The 22,023-nt window shown below is 58.0% G+C and carries 24 protein-coding genes; 13 read left to right on the top strand and 11 right to left on the bottom strand.

Annotation, left to right across the window (positions count from 1 at the left end; genetic code table 11):
• Window positions 1–122: 122 nt before the first annotated feature.
• The 5 genes from sapF to sapA are packed head-to-tail and all read right to left on the bottom strand — an operon-like array spanning window position 123 to window position 5,383.
• Window positions 123–926 carry a putrescine export ABC transporter ATP-binding protein SapF gene (sapF, locus tag F3J39_RS04740; RefSeq protein WP_039384515.1) on the bottom strand — a complete coding sequence of 268 codons (804 nt, stop codon included), beginning with the start codon at window positions 924–926 and terminating at the stop codon, window positions 123–125.
• Window positions 926–1,921 carry a putrescine export ABC transporter ATP-binding protein SapD gene (gene sapD / locus F3J39_RS04735; RefSeq protein WP_039384513.1) on the bottom strand — a complete coding sequence of 332 codons (996 nt, stop codon included), beginning with the start codon at window positions 1,919–1,921 and terminating at the stop codon, window positions 926–928. The genes sapF and sapD overlap by 1 nt, the downstream gene beginning before the upstream one ends.
• A complete protein-coding gene (gene sapC / locus F3J39_RS04730; RefSeq protein ID WP_039384510.1) occupies window positions 1,921–2,811 on the bottom strand; it encodes a putrescine export ABC transporter permease SapC in 891 nt (296 codons plus the stop codon). Before sapC ends, sapD begins: the two co-directional genes overlap by 1 nt.
• Window positions 2,798–3,763 carry a putrescine export ABC transporter permease SapB gene (sapB, locus tag F3J39_RS04725; RefSeq protein WP_039384506.1) on the bottom strand — a complete coding sequence of 322 codons (966 nt, stop codon included), beginning with the start codon at window positions 3,761–3,763 and terminating at the stop codon, window positions 2,798–2,800. Before sapB ends, sapC begins: the two co-directional genes overlap by 14 nt.
• Before the next feature lie 3 nt (window positions 3,764–3,766).
• The gene (gene sapA, locus F3J39_RS04720) at window positions 3,767–5,383 is read right to left on the bottom strand and encodes an ABC transporter substrate-binding protein SapA (protein ID WP_104085009.1); all 1,617 of its coding nucleotides are present in this window, start codon (window positions 5,381–5,383) and stop codon (window positions 3,767–3,769) included.
• A 128-nt stretch (window positions 5,384–5,511) separates the two neighbouring features.
• Here sapA and F3J39_RS04715 point away from each other — a divergent pair, with 128 nt between their 5' ends.
• Window positions 5,512–5,964 (top strand): hypothetical protein, encoded by a 453-nt coding sequence (locus F3J39_RS04715; RefSeq protein ID WP_166713729.1) that lies wholly within the window; start codon window positions 5,512–5,514, stop codon window positions 5,962–5,964.
• A 47-nt stretch (window positions 5,965–6,011) separates the two neighbouring features.
• Here the strand turns inward: F3J39_RS04715 and pspF are convergent, their stop codons facing one another.
• A complete protein-coding gene (gene pspF, locus F3J39_RS04710; protein ID WP_166713870.1) occupies window positions 6,012–7,016 on the bottom strand; it encodes a phage shock protein operon transcriptional activator in 1,005 nt (334 codons plus the stop codon).
• A gap of 164 nt (window positions 7,017–7,180) precedes the next feature.
• On the opposite strand from pspF, the gene pspA reads away from it, so the two are divergent.
• The 7 genes from pspA to tyrR all read left to right on the top strand — a co-directional run bounded on the left by pspA (window position 7,181) and on the right by tyrR (window position 12,990).
• Window positions 7,181–7,846 carry a phage shock protein PspA gene (gene pspA, locus F3J39_RS04705; protein WP_071668851.1) on the top strand — a complete coding sequence of 222 codons (666 nt, stop codon included), beginning with the start codon at window positions 7,181–7,183 and terminating at the stop codon, window positions 7,844–7,846.
• A gap of 59 nt (window positions 7,847–7,905) precedes the next feature.
• Entirely contained in the window at window positions 7,906–8,130 is a 225-nt protein-coding gene (gene pspB, locus F3J39_RS04700; protein ID WP_039384488.1) for an envelope stress response membrane protein PspB, read from the top strand.
• On the top strand, window positions 8,127–8,474 hold the full coding sequence (gene pspC / locus F3J39_RS04695; RefSeq protein ID WP_039384486.1) for an envelope stress response membrane protein PspC: 348 nt from the start codon (window positions 8,127–8,129) through the stop codon (window positions 8,472–8,474). The genes pspB and pspC overlap by 4 nt, the downstream gene beginning before the upstream one ends.
• Before the next feature lie 45 nt (window positions 8,475–8,519).
• On the top strand, window positions 8,520–8,768 hold the full coding sequence (gene pspD, locus F3J39_RS04690) for a phage shock protein PspD (protein ID WP_039384485.1): 249 nt from the start codon (window positions 8,520–8,522) through the stop codon (window positions 8,766–8,768).
• Window positions 8,749–10,146, top strand: a complete 1,398-nt coding sequence (locus F3J39_RS04685) for a YcjX family protein (protein ID WP_039384484.1) — start codon at window positions 8,749–8,751, stop codon at window positions 10,144–10,146. Before pspD ends, F3J39_RS04685 begins: the two co-directional genes overlap by 20 nt.
• Window positions 10,143–11,213 carry a TIGR01620 family protein gene (locus F3J39_RS04680; protein ID WP_039384483.1) on the top strand — a complete coding sequence of 357 codons (1,071 nt, stop codon included), beginning with the start codon at window positions 10,143–10,145 and terminating at the stop codon, window positions 11,211–11,213. Before F3J39_RS04685 ends, F3J39_RS04680 begins: the two co-directional genes overlap by 4 nt.
• 211 nt (window positions 11,214–11,424) lie before the next feature.
• Window positions 11,425–12,990: a transcriptional regulator TyrR gene (gene tyrR / locus F3J39_RS04675; RefSeq protein ID WP_104085005.1), complete on the top strand. Its 1,566-nt coding sequence runs from the start codon at window positions 11,425–11,427 to the stop codon at window positions 12,988–12,990.
• Between the two features lie 62 nt (window positions 12,991–13,052).
• Here the strand turns inward: tyrR and tpx are convergent, their stop codons facing one another.
• A complete protein-coding gene (gene tpx / locus F3J39_RS04670) occupies window positions 13,053–13,556 on the bottom strand; it encodes a thiol peroxidase (RefSeq protein WP_039384481.1) in 504 nt (167 codons plus the stop codon).
• Between the two features lie 149 nt (window positions 13,557–13,705).
• Between tpx and ycjG the strand changes: the two genes are divergently transcribed.
• Window positions 13,706–14,692: an L-Ala-D/L-Glu epimerase gene (gene ycjG / locus F3J39_RS04665; RefSeq protein ID WP_039384480.1), complete on the top strand. Its 987-nt coding sequence runs from the start codon at window positions 13,706–13,708 to the stop codon at window positions 14,690–14,692.
• Here the strand turns inward: ycjG and mpaA are convergent.
• Window positions 14,661–15,374, bottom strand: coding sequence for a murein tripeptide amidase MpaA (gene mpaA / locus F3J39_RS04660; RefSeq protein WP_166713869.1), 714 nt, complete (start codon window positions 15,372–15,374; stop codon window positions 14,661–14,663). The genes ycjG and mpaA overlap by 32 nt on opposite strands.
• Window positions 15,375–15,557: 183 nt before the next feature.
• On the opposite strand from mpaA, the gene F3J39_RS04655 reads away from it, so the two are divergent.
• The 3 genes from F3J39_RS04655 to F3J39_RS04645 all read left to right on the top strand — a co-directional run bounded on the left by F3J39_RS04655 (window position 15,558) and on the right by F3J39_RS04645 (window position 18,649).
• Window positions 15,558–17,177, top strand: a complete 1,620-nt coding sequence (locus F3J39_RS04655; protein ID WP_166713868.1) for a peptide ABC transporter substrate-binding protein — start codon at window positions 15,558–15,560, stop codon at window positions 17,175–17,177.
• A gap of 95 nt (window positions 17,178–17,272) precedes the next feature.
• Window positions 17,273–18,256, top strand: a complete 984-nt coding sequence (gene zntB, locus F3J39_RS04650; RefSeq protein WP_039384477.1) for a zinc transporter ZntB — start codon at window positions 17,273–17,275, stop codon at window positions 18,254–18,256.
• 246 nt (window positions 18,257–18,502) lie between these two features.
• Window positions 18,503–18,649 (top strand): hypothetical protein, encoded by a 147-nt coding sequence (locus tag F3J39_RS04645; protein WP_166713867.1) that lies wholly within the window; start codon window positions 18,503–18,505, stop codon window positions 18,647–18,649.
• A 50-nt stretch (window positions 18,650–18,699) separates the two neighbouring features.
• Here the strand turns inward: F3J39_RS04645 and ttcA are convergent, their stop codons facing one another.
• Window positions 18,700–19,635, bottom strand: a complete 936-nt coding sequence (gene ttcA / locus F3J39_RS04640) for a tRNA 2-thiocytidine(32) synthetase TtcA (protein ID WP_039385949.1) — start codon at window positions 19,633–19,635, stop codon at window positions 18,700–18,702.
• A 179-nt stretch (window positions 19,636–19,814) separates the two neighbouring features.
• Complete coding sequence (locus F3J39_RS04635) at window positions 19,815–20,471, bottom strand: MgtC/SapB family protein (RefSeq protein WP_039384476.1); 657 nt, start codon at window positions 20,469–20,471, stop codon at window positions 19,815–19,817.
• A 189-nt stretch (window positions 20,472–20,660) separates the two neighbouring features.
• Here F3J39_RS04635 and F3J39_RS04630 point away from each other — a divergent pair, with 189 nt between their 5' ends.
• Window positions 20,661–20,933, top strand: a complete 273-nt coding sequence (locus F3J39_RS04630; protein ID WP_039384475.1) for a DUF333 domain-containing protein — start codon at window positions 20,661–20,663, stop codon at window positions 20,931–20,933.
• Window positions 20,934–20,948: 15 nt separating this feature from the next.
• Here F3J39_RS04630 and F3J39_RS04625 read toward each other — a convergent pair whose 3' ends face one another.
• A complete protein-coding gene (locus tag F3J39_RS04625) occupies window positions 20,949–21,941 on the bottom strand; it encodes a 2-hydroxyacid dehydrogenase (RefSeq protein ID WP_104085003.1) in 993 nt (330 codons plus the stop codon).
• Window positions 21,942–22,023 lie beyond the last annotated feature (82 nt).

The raw sequence follows: 22,023 nt of genomic DNA, 5'->3' as shown, positions 1-22,023 counted from the left end.
ATTGTTGTTGGCGGTCGCGATGATTAAAAAGTATACGACCGACGTTAATCGACGTGCGGATTCTAGCACGTCTGTGTCAAATACGGTAAACCGCACCGCGTTTTCCGCGAGACGGGCGGCATTCAGAGCGCGCGCCGCCAGGCTTCAGCGGTCAGCGCTTCACCAAAGTGGCTGGCGATGAGCCTTTTGGTCAGCTCATGCAGCGGCGAGGCTAAAACATCTGCGGTGCCGCCGCGCTCAACTACTTCACCCTGATGCATCACCAGCACCTGATCGCTGATATGTTTCATCATGCCAAGATGCTGCGTGACGTAGATATAGGCGATGCCATGTTTCTCCTGCAGCTCCAGCATCAGGTTAACCAGCTGAGAGCGCATGGTCATATCCAGCGAGGCGAGCGCCTCATCGGCCACGATCACCTTGGGCTGCAGGATCAGCGCCCGCGCCAGCGCCAGGCGCTGCTTCTGGCCCGGCGCCAGCATATGCGGATAGTATCCTGCATGGTCGCGCAGCAGCCCGACCTGACGCAGCGTGCTGATAATACGCTGCTCGCGCGCCTCATCATCCAGCTCCGTGTTCAGACGCAGCGGCAGGTCGAGGATCTGACTGACGCGCTGGCGCGGATTCAGCGAGGTCGACGGGTCCTGAAAAATCATCCGGATGCGCTGGCTGCGATAGCCGTAGTCGCCATAGCTCAGCGGATGATCGTCAATCAGCATTTCACCGGCACTCGGAGCAACCATGCCGCTCAGCATCTTGGCCAGCGTGGATTTGCCGGAGCCGTTCTCGCCAATGATTGCCAGCGTCTGCTTTTCACGCAGCGTAAAACTGACATTTTTTACCGCCTCGACGTGCTGGCGACGAAACAGCCCGGTGCGATAGCGATAGGTTTTGCTCAGGTTGCGTACTTCCAGCAGGGTTTCCATTACTGACGCTCCCGGTTAAGCGGAAAGTGACAGGCAAACAGATGCGATTTACTGCCGGTCAGGCGCGGCGTTTCAACGCATTTGCGCTGCGCGTAGGGGCAGCGCGGGCCAAGCCGGCAGCCAATCGGCAGATGCTCCAGCGACGGAATCGCGCCGGAGAGCGTGTTCAGACGGCTTTTGTGCGGTAGCGCGCTGCCAAAATCGGGCATCGCGCGGATCAGCGCCTGCGTGTAGGGGTGGTGCGGCGTGCTCATCAGCTCTTCGCTCTGCGCGGTCTCCACCGTCTGTCCGCAATACATCACGTTAATGCGGTCAGCCCATTTGCTCATGGTGCGCAGATCGTGGCTGATCAGCAGAATCGTGGTGTTGTTATTCTGGTTCAGGCGGCTCAGCAGGCGAAATATCTGCGCCTGGGTGGTAGGCTCCATGGCGTTAGTCGGCTCATCGGCAATCAGCAGGCGCGGCTGATTTGCCAGCGCAATCGCTATCATCACTTTCTGACACTCGCCCTCGGTAAGTTCGTAGGGAAAGCTGCGCATAATATCTTTGTGATCGCGAATACCTACCCGATGCAGTAATTCAATAGCGCGTGCTTTGCGCCAGAACCACAGGCGCTGATACCAGCGGCCCTTATGCGTCCAGCGTGGGATCGCCTGCATCAGCTGGCGGCCGACGCTCTCCGAGGGATCGAGACAGGATTGCGGCTCCTGAAAAATCATCGAGACATTGTGCCCCATGATTTTACGCCGTTCGCGCGGCGAAAGACGCTGCAGATCGATGTCGTCAAACACCATACGATCGGCGGTAACGCGCCAGTTATCTTTCGTTACGCCGCAGATCGCTTTAGCCACCAGGCTTTTTCCGGAGCCTGATTCCCCCACCAGCCCGCGGATCTCTCCCTCGCTCAGCGTCAGGTTAATGCGGTCCACCGCCTTGACCGGCCCTTCGGGCGTCATAAACTCAATCGTCAGGTTGCGGATATCCAGTAGCGGCATTATTCAGCTCCCGCCTCAACCGCGCGACGGATACCGTCGCCCAGCAGGTTAACAATCAGGACGCTTATCATCAGCGCCGCACCCGGCAGCATCACCGTCCAGGGCGCAACATAGATCAGCTCCAGCGCATCTCCCAGCATCGCTCCCCATTCCGGCGAAGGAAGCTGTGCGCCCAGGTCCAGGAAGCCCAGCGCGGCGATATCCAGGATTGCCATCGACAGTGAGCGGGTAAACTCACCAATCAGCAGCGGCAGGATATTGGGCAGCACCGCGTTCCAGAGAATGCTGAGATTGCGGGCGCCGTCCAGACGCAGCGCCACAACATACTCTTTCTCCAGCTCATCGTGCACGGCGGTGTAGATCTCCCGTACCAGCCGCGGGATCAGCGCCAGCAGCACCGCCAGCATGGCGTGCGCCAGCTGCGGCCCGAGAAAAGCAACCACGATAATCGCCAGCAGCAGTGACGGAATTGACAGCAGCGTATCCAGCACGTGGTTCATCACGGCGGAACGCACGCCGCGCGTCATGCCCGCCAGAATACCCAGCAGCAGCGCGGCCAGCGCGGCCAGCAGCGTCACCACCAGCGCGGAACCCACCGTCGGTGCCACGCCGCTCAGCAGGCGGCTCAGCACATCACGGCCCAGGTCGTCAGTGCCGAGGAAAAATGAGACGTCGCCGTAGCGTGACCAGGAGGGCGGCAGCAGCTGATAGCCCAGAAACTGCTGATCGATGCCATACGGCGCGATCAGCCGGCCAAACAGGCAGAGCAGCAGCAGCGTGCCAAAGCCATACAGGCCGATCATCGCGCCCGTATCGCGGTAGAAGTGATGCCAGCTGAGGCGCAGCGTGCTTGGCAGCCGCTTCTCGGCGTAAACGTTATCGATGGGCATACCACTCCTTGTGCTTTAGCGGGTTCAGGGCGGCGCCAAGAATATCAGAGAGAACGCTGACGATAATCACCAGCCCGCCCGCCACCATTACGCCGGCGGAAATGGCCGCATAATCCTGCTGGCGGATGGCGTTAATCAGCCAGCGTCCCAGACCCGGCCAGTTGAAAACGACTTCGGTGATCATCGCCAGCGTCAGCATGGTCGAAAATTGCAGTCCCAGCCGCGGGATCACCGGTGGCAGGGCGTTATGCAGCACGTGACGGCGGATTACGGTGAAGCGCGACAGGCCGCGGGTAGCCGCCGCTTTAACATAATTTTTATCCATCACTTCACTGGTACTGATGCGCAGCAGCCGGATCACTTCGGTGGTGGGTGCCACGGCGAGCACGATCACCGGCAGCACCATATGTGACAGCGCGCTCAGCAGCATCTCATGACGCCAGCGCGACGGACTCAGCCAGGCGTCGATCAGCGCAAACCCGGTGACATTCTGCACCGGATAAAGCAGGTCGAATCGACCCGATACCGGCAGCCAGCCGAGCGTTAGTGAAAAAAACAGGGTAAACAGCAGCGCCAGCCAGAATACCGGCATGGAAAAGCCCAGCAGCGCCAGCGCGCTGATCGCTCTGTCCGGCCATTTTTTACGCATGACCCCGGCACAGATACCGAGCGGAATACCGGCCAGCAGCGCGAGCATAAACGCGAGCACGCACAGCTCCAGCGTGGCGGGGAAGACTTCACGCAGCTGCAGATCAACCGGCAGCCCGTTAATGCTGGAGACGCCAAAATCAAACTGCAGCAAACCCTGGGTCCAGAACCACCACGCATCGAGAAGCGACGCGCCTTCGAGCGGCGCGTTTGGGGTGAAATAGCTCAGGCTGAAGCTCACCAGCGACAGCAGAAACAGGGTGATCACCAGCAGCAGCAAACGGCGCAGTAAATAGATAATCATCGGTTACTCTCCGCTCTGCTCATCACGATGTACGCCGGCGAAAGAGGCGTTGCCAAACGGACTCAGTACCAGCCCCTGAATATCGTGCCGGTACGCCTGCACGCGCAGTGAAGAGGCGAGCGGCAATACCGGCAGCTCCTGAGCAAGCAGCTGCTGTGCACGGTCATAGCTTTCAATCCGCGCGGAGAGCTGCTGAGAGAGCAGGGCGCGCTGCAGAGACTCATCGAACGCCGGGGAACACCAGTGAGCATAGTTGGTCTGGGAACGGATCGCCGCACAGCTGAGCAGCGGACGGAAGAAGCTATCAGGATCGTTGCTGTCGGTGGCCCAGCCGCTCAGGGTTAAATCGTGGTTCATCGCCATCAGCTGCGCTTCCTGAAAGCGGCCCTCAACCGGGGTGATAATAACGTTAACGCCGACCTGCGCCAGATCCGCCTGCAGCAGCTCGGCGGTTTTAAGCGGGCTGGGGTTCCAGGACATGGAGGTGGTTGGCACCACCAGACGCAGCGTCAGGTTTTCGATGCCGAGGGCTTTCAGCGCCGCGCGCGATTTGTCCGGATTATATTCCGTTACGCGGGCGTCGCTGTCATAGGCCCACGAGGCGCGCGGCAGGATAGACGCTGCAGTTTCCGCCGTGCCGTAATAAATGGACTCCATCAGGCGCTCATTATTGATTGCCAGCGCCAGCGCGTGCCGCACTTCAGGCCGGTCCAGCGGCGCTTTGCGGGTGTTAAACGCCAGATAAGCGATATTCATGCCGGGGCGCAGCGTCATGCGCAAACGCGGATCGTCGCGCAGGATCGAGAGCTGGCTCGCCGCCGGATAAGCCAGTACGTCACACTCGCCGGTCAGCAGTTTTGACAGACGGCCGGTGCCGCCAACGCCCAGGTCAATCACCACCTGCTGCAGGCGCGGTACGCCCTTCCAGTACCAGGGATTACGCGCCAGGCGCAGATACTGCCCGGTACGATACTCGCTCAGCTGATAGGGACCGGTGCCCACCGGTTCCCGATCCAGCTTCTCCTGCTGCCCTTTGGCATCCAGCTGCGCGGCATACTCCTGTGACAGTACCGGCGCGTAGTGGGTAGCGATATGCCATAAAAAAGAGGCGTCAGGCGCGTTCAGGCGGATCTCCACGGTATAGCGATCCAGCTTTTTGACGCTCTGGACGGAGTCGGCAAACTGCAGGCTGTCAAAATAGGGATAGCTGCCGCCGTTAACATTATGCCACGGATGATGCCGGTCAAACATCCGCGCAAAACTGAATACCACATCATCGGCGTTCAGCGTGCGGCGGGGCGTAAAGCTGGCGGTATGCTGGAAAGAGACATTCCGCCGCAGATGAAACCGGTAGGTTGCGCCGTTATCGCGCACTTCCCAGCTCTGCGCCAGATCGGGTATTAAACGATAAGTGTAAGGGTCAACGTCCAGCAGTCTGTCGTAGAGCTGCGCGGCCAGGGTATCAACCACCAGGCCGCTGCTGACCATCTGCGGGTTAAAAGTGTTAACGCTGCCGTTTACACAATAGACAAAGCCGGTCTGACGGATCGATTCCGCAGGCGCAGCAGACGCGCTCAAAGCGCTGAAACTCAGCAGCAGCGAGAAGAGAATTTTTAGCATAGAACTCAACGATTCTGAGGCAATAGCCAGAGTGTATCGCAAACCGGTAAGAGTTCCCAAACTCCCCCGCACGCCAGCAGCAATAACAGCCATATCGTCCAGAAAGCAGGCGCAGTAACTGTGTGGGAATGAGAAAAATTCTCAATAAAGCTTTACAGATGATAATAGGAATGATTATTATTCACTTGCGCTTCACCGGTGGCTCTGCCGGAGAAGAGCACGACATTGCTCACATTGCTTCCAGTATTATGTTGCCCGCCCTGTGCGGGCTTTTTTTTTTCTTCCTGACTGGCGCGGCAGCGGCGTTGGCTGCGTTCAGCAGAACCGGTCACATACTGATGTATGCTCCCGGTCGCGGCTTCACTTGCCGCCTTGCTGCCACACCAGTCAGTTTGAAAAAAGGCTGTCTGGTCTGCGGCAGCTGCACTGGCCGCGTTCAGCAGAACCGGTTACATACTGATGTATGCTCCCGGTCGCGGCTTCACTTGCCGCCTTGCTGCCACACCAGTCAGTTTGAAAAAAGGCTGTCTGGTCTGCGGCAGCTGCACTGGCCGCGTTCAGCAGAACCGGTTACATACTGATGTATGCTCCCGGTCTCCGCTTCACTTGCCGCCTTGCTGCCACCTTACTACTCACTCTCATCCCGTACCTGAATATCATGCTTTTTCATCATTGCCCGCAGCTGATGATAGGTCACACCCAGCAGCCCGGCCGCGCGCCGCTGGTTAAACTTTGCCTGTTGCAGGCTCACTTCCAGCAGCGCGCGCTCCTGCTGATACTGCCACTGGCGCAAATCGAGCGGCAGCGCGGGCAGGACTGCAGATTCGGCAGGGCGCTGCGGCTCTGCTGAATCTGTGGCACGTGAAGCAAACGGATTGATGATGATCGTGTCCAGCGGCTCTTCGGTGCTGCGGTGACGATACACGGAACGCTCCACGACATTCTTCAGTTCGCGCACGTTGCCGGGCCAGTGGTAAGCCAGCAGCTCCCGCTGCGCACGTTCGCTGAAGCCGGGAAACAGCGGCAGACGCAGCTCGCGACACATCTGAATAGCAAAATGCTCCGCCATAAGCAGAATATCGCTGCGTCGCTGGCGCAGCGGCGGCAGCTGCACCACATCAAAGGCGAGACGATCCAGCAGGTCCGCCCGGAATTTTCCGGCAGCAGCAAGCGCGGGCAGATCTTCATTGGTGGCGCAGACCAGGCGTACACTAACCTGCAGCGCGTGATTACCGCCAACGCGCTCCAGCTGGCCATATTCGATTACGCGCAGTAGCTTCTCCTGAACCAGCATCGGTGCGGTCGCCAGCTCATCAAGAAACAGCGTGCCGCCGTCGGCGCGCTCAAAGCGGCCAAGATGACGCTTCTGCGCGCCGGTAAAAGCGCCCGCCTCATGCCCGAAGAGTTCCGAGTCGAGCAGGCTCTCATTAAGCGCTGCACAGTTAAGCGAGATAAAAGGGCCCTGCCAGCGTTCAGACAGATAGTGCAGCCGGCTGGCGATCAGCTCTTTACCGGTGCCGCGCTCACCAATGACCAGCACCGGTTTTTCCAGCGGTGCCAGCTGAGACACCTGCTCCAGCATCTCAAGAAAATTATTCGACTCGCCTAGCAGGTTATCGTTGCCATTAGCCATGATGAATTTCACCAACAGTTGTGTAATTTACTCATCCTGGCCTTTCGCAGCAGGAATGTAAACCCAGCGCACTTAATAAAATCAGTAACTTAAAAGTTGGCACGCATCTTGTAAGCACTACAGGCGTCCCGACCATATACATGACAATATTGAGGAACATCATTATGGGTATTTTTTCTCGTTTCGCTGACATCGTAAACGCTAACATTAACTCGCTGCTTGAGCGCGCAGAAGATCCGCAGAAACTGGTACGCCTGATGATTCAGGAAATGGAAGACACGCTGGTTGAGGTACGTTCAACTTCAGCGCGCGCGCTGGCTGAGAAAAAGCAGCTGCTGCGCCGTATTGAACAGGCTGAGGTCCAGCAGTCGGAGTGGCAGGAAAAAGCGGAGCTGGCTATCAGCAAAGAGAAAGAGGATCTGGCACGCTCTGCGCTGATTGAAAAACAGAAACTCACCGATCTGATTAGCCTGCTGCAGCAGGAATCAACGCAGGTGGATGAGACGCTGGAGCGAATGAAAGGCGAGATCGGCGAGCTGGAAAATAAGCTCGGTGAAACCCGCGCCCGCCAGCAGGCGCTGACGCTGCGCCATCAGGCGGCTTCCTCATCACGCGATGTTCGTCGTCAGCTCGACAGCGGCAAAATTGATGATGCGATGGCGCGCTTTGAGTCCTTTGAACGTCGTATCGACCATATGGAAGCTGAAGCGGAAAGCCAGCGCTTTGGTAAATCAAAAACGCTGGATCAGCAGTTTGCTGAGCTGAAAGCTGATGATGAAATCAGCCAGCAGCTTGCCGCACTGAAAGCCAGAATGAACCGCGGTGAGTGATCGCGTCCGGGCCCGTTTTCGGGCCCGGCTGAAACGGTGTAGATGATTAAGGAGAGTCAATGAGCGCACTTTTTCTTGCCATACCCCTGACGATTTTTGTGCTATTTGTCGCACCCATCTGGTTATGGCTGCATTACAGCAACCGGCGCAGCGCAGGTGAACTGTCGAATAATGATATGCAGCGGCTGCAGCAGCTGACGCAGGAGGCGCAACGTATGCGCGAACGCGTTCAGGCGCTGGAAGCGATTCTTGATGCGGAGCATCCAAACTGGAGGCAGCCATGACAGGCGATCGCAAACTCTGGCGCATTCCGCAGCAGGGCAAAGTACGCGGCGTGTGTGCCGGCGTAGCGGAATATCTCGACATACCGGTGCGTCTGCTGCGCGTCATCGTCGTGCTGTCACTGTTCTTTGGCCTGTTTATGATCACCGTGACCGCCTATTTTATTCTCGGCTATGTGCTGGATGAGAAACCGGCCACGCTGCCGGATCAGAAGCAGCCAACGGCCCGTGAACTGCTGGATGAGCTGGCGCTGACCCTGAGCCAGGATGAGCGCAGCGTTCGTGATGTAGAGCGTTACGTGACCTCTGAAACCTTCAGCGTGCGCAGCCGTTTTCGTCAGCTCTGATCCCCGGACCCTCGCGGGTCCGCATCTCAACTCATAAGGGGCTTTATGCACACTCAGCGAATGACTGCTCTGCGCCGTCGCGCAACACCTGCGTTGAAGTCGGCCGGAAAATTCATCATTATCAGTGCGGTAACATATGGTCCCGGCGGGCTCGCCGGCTGGGCTGTTAAATCGGTGGCGCGCCGTCCGCTGCGCCTGTTGCTGGCGGCCGCCCTGGAACCGCTGCTGAGCAGGGCGTTTCGCCGTCTGTCAGCGCGATTCATCAGGGAGAACGATGAAAAAACTGCAAAATGAACTTGTCGCGTTGATGAACCGCGGCGTGGATCGTCATCTGCGCCTGGCGGTCACCGGACTGAGCCGCAGCGGCAAGACCGCGTTTATTACCTCGCTGGTCAATCAGCTGCTGAACGTCCATCACGGCGCGCGCCTGCCGCTGTTTTCAGTGGTACGCGAAGAGCGTTTACTTGGCGTCAAGCGCGTGCCGCAGCGCGAGCTCGGTACGCCGCGCTTTACCTATGATGAAGGGCTGGCTCAGCTCTACGGCGCGCCACCCGCATGGCCCACCCCAACGCGCGGCGTCAGCGAAATGTGCCTCGCGCTGCGCTACCGGCCTGATAACTCACTGCTGCGTCACTTCAAAGATACCGCCACGCTCTATCTTGAGATCGTTGACTATCCCGGTGAATGGCTGCTCGATCTGCCCATGCTGGCGCAGGATTATGTCAGCTGGTCGCGGCAGATGCGCGGGCTGCTGCAGGGCGACAGAGAGAAATGGTCAGCCCGCTGGCGTGAGCTCTGCCATAACCTCGATCCGCTGGCACCCGCTAATGAAAACCAGCTGGCAGAGATTGCCGCCGCCTGGACAGATTATCTGCACCACTGCAAAAGCCAGGGGCTGCACTTTATTCAGCCGGGCCGCTTTGTGCTGCCGGGCGAGATGGCGGGCGCACCGGCGCTGCAGTTTTTCCCGTGGCCCGATGCGGATGAGCAGGCTGTGAGCAAACTGGCACAGGCGCCGGCCGGCAGTAATTTTGCCGTACTGCAGCAGCGGTATAACTACTACTGTTCGCACGTGGTGAAAGGCTTCTATAAAAATTATTTTCTGCGTTTTGACCGGCAAATTGTGCTGGTGGACTGTCTGCAGCCGCTGAACAGCGGGCCGCAGGCGTTTAATGATATGCGTCTGGCGCTGACTCAGCTCATGCAGAGTTTTCATTACGGTCAGCGGACCCTGTTCCGGCGCCTCTTCTCCCCGGTGATAGACAAGCTGCTGTTTGCCGCGACGAAAGCCGATCACATCACCGCCGATCAGCACGCCAATATGGTGTCGTTGCTGCAGCAGCTGGTACAGGATGCCTGGCAGAACGCCGCATTTGAAGGTATCAGCATGGATTGCCTCGGACTGGCCGCCATACAGGCTACCGAAAGCGGCCTGGTGGATCACCGGGGCGAGAAGCTGCCGGCACTGCGCGGTGAGCGGCTGACAGATGGTGAGCCGCTCACCGTTTATCCGGGTGAGGTGCCGCCCCGTTTGCCGGGGAACAGCTTCTGGCAGCAGCAGGGGTTTCAGTTTGAGCAATTCCGGCCGCAATCGCTGGATATAGATCGGCCTCTGCCGCATATCCGCATGGATGCCGCGCTGGAATTTTTACTGGGAGATAAATTGCGATGAGTGATGAGACGCCGTTAAAAGCGCGAATCGATTTTGCCCGTCCGCTCAGCAGCGATGCGCAGCCACCGCTGCGTGCTGCGCAGACTTTTGACGTAAAAACCGCCGATTTTGTTGCAGCGACCGGGGCAGATCCGCTGCCTGAAGGCGCCGGTGAAAAGATGGTGGAGGCGGCGCTGCGACCTAAACGCAGCCTGTGGCGTAAAATAGCCGCTGCGGGCGTGGCGGTGTTCACCGTGAGCGTGCTGGCTCAGGGCGTACAGTTTATGCACGATGCGTGGCAGGCGCGCGACTGGTTTGCCCTGGGCAGCGGGGCGGCAGGCGGGCTGATTGTGCTGGCTGGCGCCGGCGCACTGATTGCGGAGTGGCGGCGTCTGTGGCGGCTGCGCCAGCGCGCAGAATCGCGCGATGTGGCGCGTGACCTGCTGCAGAGTCACGGCATCGGCAAAGCACGCGCCTTTTGTGAAAATCTTGCGCAGCAGGCGCGGCTCGATCAGGCGCATCCGGCGCTGCAGCGCTGGTATGCTGCGCTGCATGAGACGCATAACGATCGCGAGATTGTCACGCTCTACGCACAGCTGGTGCAGCCGGTACTCGATCGCCAGGCGCGCAGTGAAATCAGCCGCCACGCCGCGGAATCGACCCTGATGATTGCCGTCAGCCCGCTGGCGCTGGTGGATATGGCGTTTATCGCCTGGCGTAATCTGCGGCTGGTGAATCGTATCGCCGCGATTTACGGCATCGAACTGGGTTATTTCAGCCGTATCCGTCTGTTTCGTCTGGTGCTGCTCAATATGGCCTTTGCCGGCGCGTCCGAACTGGTGCGCGAAGTGGGGATGGACTGGATGTCGCAGGATATCGCGGCGCGTCTTTCAGCCCGTGCCGCACAGGGTATCGGTGCCGGGTTGCTGACCGCGCGGCTGGGCATAAAAGCGATGGAGCTGTGCCGTCCGCTGCCGTGGCTGGAAGAGGATAAACCCCGCCTTGGCGACTTCCGCCGCGACCTGGTGAGCCAGCTTAAAACCTCGCTGGCAAAAGGCAGCTCCGCCTCAGAGCAGAGTGCTAAATAATCAACGTTCCTGTCACTTTCATTCTGCTCCCATGCTAAAAGGCAACGTAAACGTTGCCTTTTTCGTTTCTTCCCGGCATAAGCAGCTCTGTCTGACCCGGCGAAAAGGGGAATCTGTGCTGCACTGTCAACTTTTCATGACACAGCCCTTCTGGGGTGCTGCAAGTTAGCGTATTATCTCTGAAATCAAAACCTGACTAAGGCTTACTGCCATGCGTTTGGAAGTTTTTTGTCATGACCGAATCGGTCTGGCGCGTGAACTGCTCGACCTGCTGGTCGCCCGCAATATCGATTTACGCGGCATCGAAATTGCCCCGCAGGGCCGCATCTATCTCAGCTTTTCTGCGCTGGAGTTTGACGCTTTCAGCAATTTGATGGCAGAGATCCGGCGCACGCCCGGCGTCACCGACGTGCGTACCGTGGCATATCTGCCCTCTGAGCGCGAACATCGCGCGCTCAGCGCGCTGCTGGTGGCGATGCCGGAGCCGGTCTTCTCTATCGATCTTAAAGGCAAAATTGAGCTGGCCAATCCGGCGGCGCAGCATCTGTTTGCGCTGGATGAGCAGAAAATCCGCAATCACAGCGTGGCGTCACTGATTGGCGGCGTTAATTTTCAGCGCTGGCTGGAGAGCGAACGGGTAGAGGCGCAGACCCAGCATGTGGTGATTCAGGGGCGTGACTTTCTGCTGGAAGCGCGACCCATCTACCTTGCAGACAGCGATGAGCAGGGCGATAACCCGGTGGGCGCAATGATTACGCTGAAGTCCACGGCGCGTATGGGACGTCAGCTGCAGAATCTCAGCGTCACGGATGAGTCCGAGTTTGACCATATCGTGGCGGTGACGCCTAAAATGCGTCAGGTCATTGAGCAGGCGCGTAAACTGGCGATGCACGATGCGCCGCTGCTGATTGTGGGCGATACCGGCACCGGCAAAGATATGCTGGCGCGCGCCTGCCACCTGCGCAGCGCACGCGGTAAAAAACCGTTTCTCGCGCTCAACTGCGGTTCGATTCCGGACGACGTGGCGGAGAGCGAGCTGTTTGGCCACGCGGCCGGCGCCTATCCCAACGCGCTGGAGGGGAAAAAGGGCTTTTTTGAGCAGGCCAGCGGCGGCTCGGTGCTGCTGGACGAAATCGGTGAGATGTCGCCGCGTATGCAGACCAAGCTGCTGCGTTTTCTCAACGACGGGACCTTTCGCCGCGTAGGCGAAGATCATGAAGTGCATGTTGATGTCCGGGTGATCTGCGCCACGCAAAAGAACCTGATTGAGATGGTACAGCGTGGGGAGTTCCGCGAGGATCTCTTTTACCGGCTCAACGTGCTGACGCTGAATCTGCCGCCGCTGCGCGAGCGTCCGCTTGATATTCTGCCGCTGACAGAGATGTTTGTGGCGCGTTTTGCCGATGAGCAGGGGCTGCCGCGCCCGCGCCTGTCACCGCAGCTGCTGCCGTTCCTGACGCGCTACAGCTGGCCGGGCAATGTCCGGCAGCTGAAAAACACGCTCTATCGGGCCATGACGCAGCTGGAAGGTTATGAGCTGCGTCCGCAGGATATCGTGCTGCCGGAGCAGGCGCTGGATGTGTCGCTGGGTGAAGAGGCGCTGGAGGGATCGCTGGATGAGATCACCGGCCGCTTTGAGCGTTCGGTACTGACCCGGCTCTATCTCTCCTATCCCAGCACGCGTAAGCTGGCCAAACGTCTGGGCGTATCGCACACGGCGATTGCCAATAAACTGCGTGAATATGGATTAGGGCAGAAGCGCGGAGAGAGCGAGTAGCTGCGCTGGCCTGTTCTGAACAGTAAAAACCGTCCCGTAAGGACGGTTTTTTTATGAGCAACTTACTTCAGCGCGGCCAGCGCTGCATCGTAATCGGGCTCTTCGGTGATCTCATTGACCAGCTGGCTGTAAAGCACCTTGTCATTCTCATCAAGCACCACTACTGCACGGGCGGTCAGGCCTTTTAGCGGGCCGTCAGAGATAGCGACGCCATAATTCTCTTTGAACTCAGAGCCGCGCATAGCGGAAAGCGTGACCACATTGGCGACGTTCTCCGCGCCGCAGAAGCGTGACTGGGCAAACGGCAGGTCAGCTGAAATGCAGAGCACTACGGTGTTGCTGGTATCACCGGAGCGCTCGTTAAACTTGCGAACCGAGGCGGCGCAGACGCCGGTATCGATACTCGGGAAGATGTTCAGCACTTTGCGCTTTCCGGCATAGTCTGCCAGCGAAACATCAGCCAGATCTTTAGTGACCAGCGTAAAAGGCTGCGCCTGCTCGCCTGCCTGCGGGAAGTGGCCGGCAACCGGAACAGGATTACCCTGAAAGTGAACGTTCTGTGACATACAATCTCCTTTTTAAATGAAAAGTCAGCGCAGCGCGCGACTTTACGAAAACCGTTAAAGTTTATGCCATAATTTTTAGGGGTTTACGATTACCTTTCTTACAATAATCGCTCAGCTTCACATCAGGCGCACAATTTTAAGGTGTAAAAATGAGAACAGTGAAGAGTTATCCTGAAGCCTGGCCACTGCATTCGCCGTTCGTTATCTCGCGCGGCAGCCGGACGGAAGCGCAGGTTGTGGTGGTGGAAATTGAAGAGAATGGTATTAAAGGCACCGGAGAAGCGACCCCGTATGCCCGTTATGGTGAGAGCGAGGCCTCAGTGCTGGCGCAGATTGCCGCTCAGCTGCCCGCGCTGCAGCAGGGCTTAACCCGAAGCGCGCTGCAGCAGGCGATGCCGGCGGGTGCGGCGCGCAATGCCATTGATTGTGCGCTCTGGGATCTGGAACGCCAGCAGCATGGGCAGACGCTGGCCGCGCTGTGCGATCGCCCTCTGGCCGGGCAGGTAGCCACGGCGCGCACCATCAGTATCGATACGCCGGAAGCGATGGCCAGCAGCGCGCTGGCGCTGTGGCAGCATGGTGCAAAGCTGCTCAAAGTGAAAATGGATAATCATCTGATCAGTGAGCGGCTGGTAGCGATCCGCAGCGCGGTGCCGGAAGCGACCCTGATTATCGACGCAAATGAATCCTGGGAAGCGGAAGGGCTGGCGGCACGCTGTCAGCTGCTGGCGGATCTCAATATTGCGATGCTGGAGCAGCCGCTGCCCGCCGGGCAGGATGCTGCGCTGGCAAATTTTGTCCATCCGCTGCCGATCTGCGCAGATGAGAGTTGCCATACGCGCGACAGCCTGGCGGAACTGGCGGGGCGCTACGAGATGATCAATATCAAGCTGGATAAAACCGGCGGCCTGACAGAGGCGCTGGCGCTGGCCGCTACCGCGCGTGAGCAGGGATTTACGCTGATGCTGGGCTGTATGCTCTGTACCTCGCGCGCTATCCGGGCCGCGCTGCCGCTGGTTTCACAGGCCGCCTTCACCGATCTGGATGGCCCGACCTGGCTGGCAGCAGATGTCGATCCCGCGCTCTCATTCAGCTATGGCACACTTAATGCGGCGCCTGCCAGCGCAGCAGATTAATCATCGCCTCAAGATAGCGTTCGGTCGCCTCATCAACGGAAATCGGCGGCATTTCCGCCGTAATGCAGAGTAGCCCCAGATCGGCGCACCAGCTCCCAAAAGAACCCGGCGTGGCGTATCCCACGCTGCTTACCACCGGCAATGCGGTCTGCTCACCCAGCCAGCGCGCCAGCGCGCTGTGATGGGGATCGTCGATACAGGCCAGCGGTTCATGCCATGAGACCACCCAGCGCGGCTGCAGCTGATGGATCAGCTGGCACAGCGCGCTGGTTTCGGGTTCGGAGGCGGGCTTCTCACCAGTAGAGAGCACCACATCGCGTGCGTCAGCGGCGCTGTTCCAGCGGTAGTGCGTATCGCCCCGCTGCCAGTTAGCGGCGGGAAAGTTACGGTTGAGATCGACGCCGCGCGCGTTGGCGCGCAGCCCGAGCTGACAGCCGTCCGGATTCACGGCCAGAATGACATGATGGCGGCGCAGGGAGGCTGGCAGCGTCCGCAACGCGGCGGAAAGCGTGGCGATTGCGGCGTTCTCATCGCCGTGAGTGCCGGCGATGATCAGTCCGCTCTCTTCATCGGCTGACTGCGCCGGAAACCAGAGCAGCGGGGCGCCGAGCGCCGAGCGACCATACTGCTGCCAGACCGCATCAAGCTGACCGCGCTGCGTTCGCGGGTGATGAAATGACATATCAGGCTCTCCTGTGAGCGGCTCTGCAAACGAGCGGGGCGCGCGCCTGTCCGGCACTACATTAACGGTAAACAGCAAACCGGGAAATAGCTACATACCAATCAGCAATTTGCGTTACAGTTGCCGGAGTTGCTGGCGACATTACGCACTTCAGGTCGCCCTTTTTTCTGTTAAGGAGTGATGATGAAGCCTCTGTTTTTCCCCACGGCGCTGGCGCTGATCGTCAGCAGCACGTTTTTTCCGGCTACTGCTGCTGAGATACCGGCGGGCGCGCAGCTCGCCAGCCAGCAGACAATTGTTCGCCACATCAAAGATGAACCCGCCTCGCTTGATCCCATGAAAGCCGTGGGATTGCCGGAAATTCAGGTCATGCGCGACCTGTTTGAAGGCCTCACCAGTCAGGATGCAAAAGGCCAGATTGTGCCCGGCGTCGCTGAGAGCTGGAACAGTAATGACAATAAAATCTGGCTGTTTACGCTGCGCAAAGATGCGCGCTGGTCAGATGGCAGCCCGGTCACTGCGCAGGATTTTGTCTACAGCTGGCAGCGTCTGGTCGATCCGAAAAACAGTTCGCCTTTTGCCTGGTTTGCGGCGCTGAGCGGTATTGAAAATGCGGAAGCGATTACCAAAGGCAGCATGAGTCCGGAGAAACTGGGCGTAACGGCCACCGATGCCACCCATCTGAAAGTGACGCTGTCACGACCGGTGCCGTGGCTGCCAGCCATGATGGCCAACGCCGCGCTGTTTCCCGTGCCGCAAAAAGTTATCCAGGCTGAAGGTGACGCGTGGACCGCACCGGGCAAGCTGGTGGGAAATGGCGCCTATCAGTTACAAACGCGGGTCGTAAACGAAAAGATTGTTCTGGTGCGCAATAAACATTACTGGGACGACAAGCATTCAGTGCTGACGCAGGTGACCTTTCTGCCCATCAATGAAGAGTCCAGCGCCACCAAGCGCTACCGCGCCGGGGATATCGATATCACCGAATCATTCCCGAAAAATATGTTTGCGCTATTGAAAAAGAGTCTGCCGGGTGAGGTCTATACCCCTGACCAGCTCGGGACCTACTACTACGCCTTTAATACGCAGAAAGGACCGACGGCTGATGTGCGCGTGCGTAAAGCGCTTTCGTGGAGTATCGATCGCCGCATTATTGCGGAGAAGGTGCTGGGGACCGGCGAGAAGCCGGCGTGGCATTTCACTCCCGATGTGACGGCCGGTTTTACGTCACAGCAGAGCTATCTGCAGCAGCATAGCCAGCAGGAGCTGAATGCGCAGGCGAAAGCGCTGCTCGCGGCAGCGGGCTACGGTCCAGCTAAGCCGCTGCATCTGACGCTGCTCTATAACACCTCAGAAAGCCATCAGAAAATTGCTATCGCCGTCGCCTCGATGTGGAAAAAGACTCTGGGCGCAGAGGTTACGCTGCAAAACCAGGAGTGGAAAACCTATATCGACAGCCGCAACAGCGGAAATTTTGATGTGATCCGCGCCTCGTGGGTCGGTGATTATAACGAACCCTCTACCTTTCTCAGTCTGCTGACGGCCAGCCACAGCGGGAATATTGCGCGTTTTAACAGCGCGGAGTATGACGCGCTACTGGCGAAAGCGAGTACCGAAACCAGCGTGCAGGCGCGCAATGCAGATTACAACAAAGCGGAGCAGATCATTGCCGACCAGGCACCCATCGCACCGCTATATCAATATACAAACGGCCGCCTGATAAAACCGTGGGTAAAAGGCTATCCCATCACCAACCCGGAAGATGTGGCTTACAGCCGCGAGTTGTGGATTGAAAAGCACTGAGTACCTTGCGTCACGTTTGCATACACCGGCGCGATTGCAACTGAAAGGCGCGGCGCTAGACTGTAGCCTGTTGATTGAGAGCGTGGAGTGGGGACGTGAACGTTATTGAAGGGAAAGCATTACAGGTATCAGATGCCATTATTGCCTGTCAGTTTGATGGCAAAGGTGGCGTTATCGCGATTAAAGATGACGATATCATCCACTGCGAGCGCCACTGCTGGCTGCATCTGAATTACGCGCAGCGCCAGAGCGCGGAGTGGCTGCAGAATACGCCGCTGATCCCCGATGCCGTGCGCGATGCGCTGGCAGGCGACAGTATGCGGCCGCGCGTCACGCGGCTTGGCGACGGCTTTATGATTGTGCTGCGCAGCGTGAACCACAACGCCGACTCGCGTCCCGATCAGCTGGTGGCGATGCGCGTATTCATCAATGACAAACTGATCGTCTCTACGCGCCGCCGCAAAGTCAACGCGATAGATGAAGTGCTCAATGAGCTGCAGCATGGTAATGGCCCGGCAGACGGCGGCAGCTGGCTGGTGGATGTCTGCGACGCGCTGACCGATCACGCCAGCGAATTCATTGAAGATATGCATGACAAGATTATTGAGCTGGAAGATGCGCTGATGGATCAGCAGGTGCCGGCCAGAGGCGAGCTGGCGCTGCTGCGCAAGCAGCTGATCGTCATGCGCCGCTATATGGCACCGCAGCGTGATGTCTATGCGCGACTGGCCAGCGAGAAACTCCCGTGGATGAGTGACGACGACCGGCGACGCATGCAGGACGTGGCGGACCGTCTGGGCCGCGGCCTGGACGATCTCAACGCCGGCGTGGCGCGCACCGGCATCCTCGCTGACGAGGTCGCCTCGCTGCTGGCGGAGTCGATGAACCGCCGGACGTATACCATGTCACTGATGGCGATGATTTTTCTGCCTGCGACCTTTCTTACCGGACTGTTTGGCGTCAACCTCGGTGGCATTCCGGGCGGTAACTGGCAGCACGGTTTTCTGCTGTTTTGTCTGATCCTGCTGCTGATGGTCGGGGGCGTGGCGGTATGGCTGAAAAAACGCAAATGGCTGTAGCAAAAGCGGGAAAAGCTGATCGATATCAACTCACCCTGCGGAAAATCGCGGCACACTCTCTTTCGCAGGTGAATGCAACGTCAGGCGATGGGCGTTGTACTCCATATTGTCTTACTTCCTGTTTGCGAATTACTGCATAGCACAGTTAATTCCTCTGACACCGGCCCCAGGGCCGGTTTTTTTTATGCTGGCTTGTTCAGCAAAGCTTTCCTACGCTTAAAGTACGTTCCGCAACAGGAGAAAGCGATGCAAGCTATCCACGCCAGTGAACCGATCCCAACCGACCCGGTGCCGATTCCGGAGCCTGTTCCGCAGCCGCAGCCCATTCCGGAGCCGGAGCCGCCGCACGATCCCGATGTGCCACCCATCAGCGATCCGCCGCCGCATCAATAAAAAAAGGCGCGTTCCCGCCGGGATACGCGCCTTTGTAGTTCTCAGCAGAACTACTTTATCTCTAATACATCCAGCCGCAGCTCCGCGGTGGCTGCTGCATCCTCATCCGGCTGCCAGCCCGCGGGCTGCATCGGCAGAGTTTCGCGATCGAAGCCAATATCACCACCATCAACCACTTCATCGCCATGGCGGATGCCTTTGAAATCGAACAGGCTGATATCCGCCATATGCGAAGGCACAATGTTCTGCATGGCGCTGAACATGGTTTCAATGCGGCCCGGAAAACGTTTATCCCAGTCGCGCAGCATATCGGCCACCACCTGACGCTGCAGGTTGGGCTGCGAACCGCACAGGTTGCAGGGGATAATCGGGTACTGGCGCGCTTCAGCAAAGCGGATAATATCTTTTTCACGGCAGTAGGCGAGAGGGCGGATAACAATATGCTTGCCGTCATCACTCATCAGCTTGGGCGGCATGCCTTTCATTTTGCCGCCGTAGAACATATTAAGAAACAGCGTCTGCAGGATATCGTCGCGATGATGGCCGAGCGCAATTTTAGTACAGCCCAGTTCGCTGGCGGTGCGATAGAGAATACCGCGACGCAGACGCGAGCAGAGTGAGCAGGTGGTTTTGCCTTCCGGGATCTTCTCTTTAACAATAGAGTAAGTATCTTCGGTGACAATTTTATACTCCACGCCCAGCGTCTCAAGATAAGCGGGCAGAATATGCGCCGGGAAGCCGGGCTGCTTCTGATCGAGATTGACCGCCACCAGCGAAAAATTCACCGGCGCGCTCTGCTGCAGGCTGCGCAGGATCTCCAGCATGGTATAGCTGTCTTTACCGCCTGAGAGACAGACCATGATGCGGTCGCCTTCTTCAATCATGTTGAAGTCAGCAATCGCTTCGCCGACGTTGCGGCGCAGGCGCTTCTGCAGTTTATTGAAGTTGTATTGCTCTTTTTTTGTTACGTCTTGATTTTCTGACATTATTTTCACGCTTGAGAGTGCCGGCGAACAGAACAGGCGGCTGAAACCCGCATTGGCGGTCATAAACCTGTAGTTATGGATGCGTATGGTACGGATTGCGCGCGCGAATACCAGCCTCGCGTGAACGCTTTTAATCTGTTGCCGCATCCGTGGCTAATAATTTTGCTCTGTCTGCGCCTCTATACCATCTCCAGTGACTGCACCCCTTTAATATCCATGACCTTCTCATAAAGGCTGTGGCGCGGTGCCCGGCGGGAGAGTGTGACCTCTACGCTGAGTTCACACAGGCCGCTCTCTTCGTCACGGTTGACCACCGCGATATGCCCGTAGCGGATCCCTTCACGCTGCAGCACCAGTAACACCAGCGGGACGCTTTTGGCTTTCAGATGCACGATCAGCGTATGATGGCGGCCAATCAGCCAGTGGCTGAGGCGGCGAAAAACCTCCAGCACGACCAGCGCCAGCAGCGTGCCATAAATGCCAATTTCATACATGCCGCTACCGATAACCAGACCGATGGCGGCGGTAACCCAGAGGCCCGCTGCGGTAGTCAGGCCTTTTACGATCTGCTTCTGAATAATGATGGTACCGGCCCCGAGAAAGCCCATACCGCTGACGACCTGCGCCGCGATGCGGCTGGGATCAAGACCCACATGGTCGCTGCTGAGCATATCGGCAAAGCCATATTTCGAGACCAGCATAAACAGGGCGCTGCCGATCCCCACCAGAATATGGGTACGCAGACCCGCCTCTTTTGCCCGCATCTGACGCTCAAGTCCGATAAGCCCGCCGAGAACGCCGGCCAGCGCGATGCGTAACAGCATATCGGTTAACATAATTTCCCCTGAGCAATTGAAATAACGGATTATTTTAGAAGATAACCGGCAAAAATCTTCTCTTCAGGATAATTCTGCTTGCAATGAAAGGTCTGAAATTTTGTAAAAAGCTATGTCCGCACTCGATTCGCAGCAGAGGCTGTCATATGCTGTGAGCACTTTTCGTCCCCTGTCCCCGGAGTCCGACTAATGAAAGCTGCCTCTTTACTGCTGGCTGGTGCAGCACTGCTGCTCTCCGCCTGCAGCAGTACCCCTGATAACGAACCGCCGCAGCAGGCGACCGCGGCTCACGTCCAGCCGCACGTCGTAATGTCCGCGATGGCAGAAAGCAGCTGCAGCGGTGCCGGGGGCACGCTGGCATTTTCCCGCCAGCTGGATGGTTCACGTATCGGCATGTGTCAGCTGTCAAACGGCCGCCGCTGCGATGAACAGGCGCTCATGGGTGGCACGTGCGCCCGCTGATGCGGGCGCACCATTTCAGGGCTTAACCCGGTTCGGGCACGCTTCGCCTTGATCGAGCTGCTGCAGATTACCCAGCGTGGTTTCTGAGATGGCGGTCAGGGCTTCTGCGGTCAGAAACGCCTGATGTCCGGTAAACAGCACGTTGTGGCAGGCAGAGAGGCGGCGGAAAATGTCGTCCTGAATAACGTCGTTCGATTTGTCCTCAAAAAACAGATCGCGTTCATTTTCATAGACGTCCATTCCCAGCGACCCGATCTTCTGCTGTTTTAGCGCTTCAATAGCCGCCTGCGAATCGATCAGGCCGCCGCGGCTGGTATTGATGATCATCACGCCATCTTTCATTTCGCTGAACGCCTGCGCGTTAAGCATATGATGATTTTCCGGCGTCATCGGGCAGTGCAGCGTAATCACATCCGAGCGGGCAAACAGCGTTTTCAGATCGACATATTCTGCACCCAGCTCAAGCGCAGCGTCGCTCGGGTAGGGATCACAGGCCAGCAGCTTCATGCCAAATCCTTTCAGGATCCGCAGCGTAGCCACACCGATTTTCCCCGTACCGACCACGCCTGCGGTTTTATTGTGCATGTTGAAGCCGGTCAGGCCATCAAGCGAAAAGTTTGCGTCACGGGTGCGCTGATAAGCGCGATGAATGCGGCGATTCAGCGCCAACATCATACCCACCGTGTGTTCCGCCACCGCTTCCGGGGAGTAGGCGGGCACGCGTACGACCTCCATGCCCAGCTCAGCAGCCGCCTGCAGATCGACGTTATTGAATCCGGCACAGCGCAGGGCAATATACTTAATGCCCAATGCCGCCAGCTCTTCCAGTACCGCTCTGCCGCAGTCGTCATTTACGAAAATACAGACCGCGTCACAGCCGGCAGCATTTTTTGCCGTATCCTCGCTGAGCAGGAAATCAAAGAACACCAGCTCAAATCCAAAACGGGCGTTGACCTGTTCAAAATATTTCTGGTCATAGTGCTTGGTGCTGTAAACCGCAACTTTCATTGTTTCGCTCCTGAAAAATGCCATGTCGGTATCATTAAAGGATAACGGTTTCTGCGCGACTTTGCTTTTCTTCACGCAGCAG

Origin of the sequence: Pantoea sp. Acro-807 (assembly GCF_011752675.1) — a bacterium.
Lineage (GTDB): Bacteria > Pseudomonadota > Gammaproteobacteria > Enterobacterales > Enterobacteriaceae > Pantoea > Pantoea eucrina.
This window is presented reverse-complemented; position numbering and strand designations above follow the sequence as displayed.

Bases quoted from the DNA above. Each gene is read 5' to 3' on its own strand.
- F3J39_RS04715 (WP_166713729.1), top strand. From the start codon at position 5,512: ATGAGAAAAATTCTCAATAAAGCTTTACAGATGATAATAGGAATGATT.
- F3J39_RS04645 (WP_166713867.1), top strand. From the start codon at position 18,503: ATGCAAGCTATCCACGCCAGTGAACCGATCCCAACCGACCCGGTGCCG.
- sapB (WP_039384506.1), bottom strand. From the start codon at position 3,763: ATGATTATCTATTTACTGCGCCGTTTGCTGCTGCTGGTGATCACCCTG.
- F3J39_RS04625 (WP_104085003.1), bottom strand. From the start codon at position 21,941: ATGAAAGTTGCGGTTTACAGCACCAAGCACTATGACCAGAAATATTTT.
- ycjG (WP_039384480.1), top strand. From the start codon at position 13,706: ATGAGAACAGTGAAGAGTTATCCTGAAGCCTGGCCACTGCATTCGCCG.
- sapF (WP_039384515.1), bottom strand. From the start codon at position 926: ATGGAAACCCTGCTGGAAGTACGCAACCTGAGCAAAACCTATCGCTAT.
- mpaA (WP_166713869.1), bottom strand. From the start codon at position 15,374: ATGTCATTTCATCACCCGCGAACGCAGCGCGGTCAGCTTGATGCGGTC.
- pspA (WP_071668851.1), top strand. From the start codon at position 7,181: ATGGGTATTTTTTCTCGTTTCGCTGACATCGTAAACGCTAACATTAAC.
- tpx (WP_039384481.1), bottom strand. From the start codon at position 13,556: ATGTCACAGAACGTTCACTTTCAGGGTAATCCTGTTCCGGTTGCCGGC.
- pspD (WP_039384485.1), top strand. From the start codon at position 8,520: ATGCACACTCAGCGAATGACTGCTCTGCGCCGTCGCGCAACACCTGCG.
- F3J39_RS04680 (WP_039384483.1), top strand. From the start codon at position 10,143: ATGAGTGATGAGACGCCGTTAAAAGCGCGAATCGATTTTGCCCGTCCG.
- F3J39_RS04685 (WP_039384484.1), top strand. From the start codon at position 8,749: ATGAAAAAACTGCAAAATGAACTTGTCGCGTTGATGAACCGCGGCGTG.
- pspC (WP_039384486.1), top strand. From the start codon at position 8,127: ATGACAGGCGATCGCAAACTCTGGCGCATTCCGCAGCAGGGCAAAGTA.
- ttcA (WP_039385949.1), bottom strand. From the start codon at position 19,635: ATGTCAGAAAATCAAGACGTAACAAAAAAAGAGCAATACAACTTCAAT.
- tyrR (WP_104085005.1), top strand. From the start codon at position 11,425: ATGCGTTTGGAAGTTTTTTGTCATGACCGAATCGGTCTGGCGCGTGAA.
- F3J39_RS04655 (WP_166713868.1), top strand. From the start codon at position 15,558: ATGAAGCCTCTGTTTTTCCCCACGGCGCTGGCGCTGATCGTCAGCAGC.
- pspB (WP_039384488.1), top strand. From the start codon at position 7,906: ATGAGCGCACTTTTTCTTGCCATACCCCTGACGATTTTTGTGCTATTT.
- sapA (WP_104085009.1), bottom strand. From the start codon at position 5,383: ATGCTAAAAATTCTCTTCTCGCTGCTGCTGAGTTTCAGCGCTTTGAGC.
- sapD (WP_039384513.1), bottom strand. From the start codon at position 1,921: ATGCCGCTACTGGATATCCGCAACCTGACGATTGAGTTTATGACGCCC.
- F3J39_RS04635 (WP_039384476.1), bottom strand. From the start codon at position 20,471: ATGTTAACCGATATGCTGTTACGCATCGCGCTGGCCGGCGTTCTCGGC.
- F3J39_RS04630 (WP_039384475.1), top strand. From the start codon at position 20,661: ATGAAAGCTGCCTCTTTACTGCTGGCTGGTGCAGCACTGCTGCTCTCC.
- sapC (WP_039384510.1), bottom strand. From the start codon at position 2,811: ATGCCCATCGATAACGTTTACGCCGAGAAGCGGCTGCCAAGCACGCTG.
- pspF (WP_166713870.1), bottom strand. From the start codon at position 7,016: ATGGCTAATGGCAACGATAACCTGCTAGGCGAGTCGAATAATTTTCTT.